3 protein-coding genes are annotated in these 2,036 nt (G+C 31.5%); all 3 read right to left on the bottom strand.

The features are described from left to right. The coding region (locus tag ABZS58_RS51175; RefSeq protein ID WP_354792101.1) for a dienelactone hydrolase family protein at positions 1–492 on the bottom strand (492 nt) is incomplete at its 3' end. A gap of 266 nt (positions 493–758) precedes the next feature. After that, entirely contained in the window at positions 759–1,103 is a 345-nt protein-coding gene (locus tag ABZS58_RS51170) for a DUF1413 domain-containing protein (protein ID WP_349221525.1), read from the bottom strand. Positions 1,104–1,310: 207 nt separating this feature from the next. Further along, a partial coding sequence (locus tag ABZS58_RS51165; RefSeq protein WP_354792100.1) for a restriction endonuclease subunit S occupies positions 1,311–2,036 on the bottom strand: 726 nt, incomplete at its 5' end.

Below are 2,036 nucleotides of genomic sequence, written 5' to 3'. Positions count from 1 at the left end.
ATAGAATTCCAACTTAGCGCCTGAATTTTCTATTTCATTCAGGAATTCTTGTAAAATTTCTTCATCTTCTAGTTTCCACGGATCTTCTTTAGAATAATGGATTTGGATGGGGAGATTTGATGGCCACCCCTCATAGCCAAACATTTTAACTGGCATTCCACCATGTAACAATATGGTTCCAACTGTCTCTGGAATTTTTAGCGAAAGCCACTCTGCTAAATTACAACCATTTGAAAAACCAATAAAGATAGCCGGTTTCTTACCATTCTTCTTGTGTTCTTCCTCGAACATCGCATAGGCTTTCTTTTCTAAACCATCTTCTCCAAATGTTCCGAGAAAAGCCATAGCTGTTTTATAATCATCAAATTTCTTTCCTTCATACAAATCAGGAATGATAACATCAAAACCTTCTTTTTTTATAACCTCTGACAAATTTAATTCAGACCCTCTTATTCCAAGTACTGAATGATAGATAAAAACAATTGGCTTCATATAATCCTCCTAGTTAAACTGAATTTACCGATTTATATTTCTATAATGATATTAGAATAATAACAAGACCCATCAGACTTAATCTCATATTATTCACCGTAATTAAAGTCTGATTTCACATTATTAACATGTATTTTCTAAAGTATATCAAATAACTATTCTATTTACAATTCCTTCAATTCTAATATACTACAGTACAGATAAATTAGTAATTTTCAAGTTATTATATAGTTAGAAGGATATTATAGGTTCTGTTGCGAAGTTTTTTAAAGTGTTTTTTTGTAGATGGTAGTATTGGCAGAGTCTTTTTTTACATATTTTACTGCTCGAATACTTCCTTCATTGACTTCTTTTAGAAATTGTTTTCCTATTGATAGGCGTACTCCTTTAGGAATAGTTTCCCAATTTACAGATAATAAAGTTTTTAGTGAAAAGTTTGTGTCAGGTGGAAGTTTTTCAATTAGTCCAGTTATTTCGTTAAACCAATGAGAAAATTCGTGGTTTGGAAATTCTTTTTTAATCAGATATTGCTGGATAGAGAAGCTTCCTGCTTTTTTTAGCAAGGTTTCATACTGCAAATCAGTTAGGGTTAATTGGATATTCTTTGACATTTTAATTATGTCCTTTCATTTATATTCATATAAAGGATATCACATCCTATTTTGTTTGTCAATAAAACATTTTGTTTGTCAATAAAACATTTATATAAATGCTTTATTTTTTATAAATTTGTAAAAAACAGCCCCTATAATTATATCTTGTAAGTATAAGGGCTGTTTTTGGTTAATTTCTTAGGGGTTATTATCTAATTATAGACCCTAAACGAACATCTTTTGTAGAAATCCTTTTTTCTGCTCTTTGAGAAGATCTAGCTTACGCTGATGAAGAGCGATAGTGTCATCTAACTGTTTAAAGAAAGAGCCTATTTTTTGTTGTTCTTCAATCTTAGGTAGCTCTAGATTTAGATTAGAAACTGCAGGATAGTTAACATATATTTGCGTTCCCCCCTGAACAATTCGTTTAACTTTTTCTCTAAAAGGACCATTAAGTATGGTATATGCAAAATTAGAATCAAAGTTTTCTTTCGGAGAAATAATTTCAGTTCGTTGATTGATAACATATTCGTTATCTTTTTCTACCAGTAAAGTTCTTCCAATAATTGTTCCATTAGCAGTTTTATCATTTAGCACCATGGTGAGCTCTCCAGAATTAACAACTCGTCCATCTGTAATTTCATTTGATATTGCGCGAATATTTTGATCAACGTATTGGCTATTTAATCCATAGCTACCAATTGAAATAACTTTGTATACACCATATTTGTCAAAATACTTTTCAATAGCTGTTCCGCCTCTGTGATTAGCTACGTCAGATAACTTACGCTCTTCCCAATCGTCAGCAAACCCCGCAAATCGCAATTCAGGAACTTTGGCACCATTTTTAGGGAACATCTTTTGTAAAAAGCCTTTTTTCTGTTCTTTCAATAAATCTAACTTACGTTGATGAAGAGCGATAGTATCGTCTAACTGTTTAAAGAATGACCC

The sequence above is a fragment of the Dactylosporangium sp. NPDC005555 genome (assembly GCF_040605635.1).
In the GTDB taxonomy this organism is placed as follows: Bacteria; Actinomycetota; Actinomycetes; order Mycobacteriales; family Micromonosporaceae; genus Dactylosporangium.
Note: the sequence above shows the minus strand (reverse complement) of the source record. Positions and strands in the feature narration are given on the sequence as shown.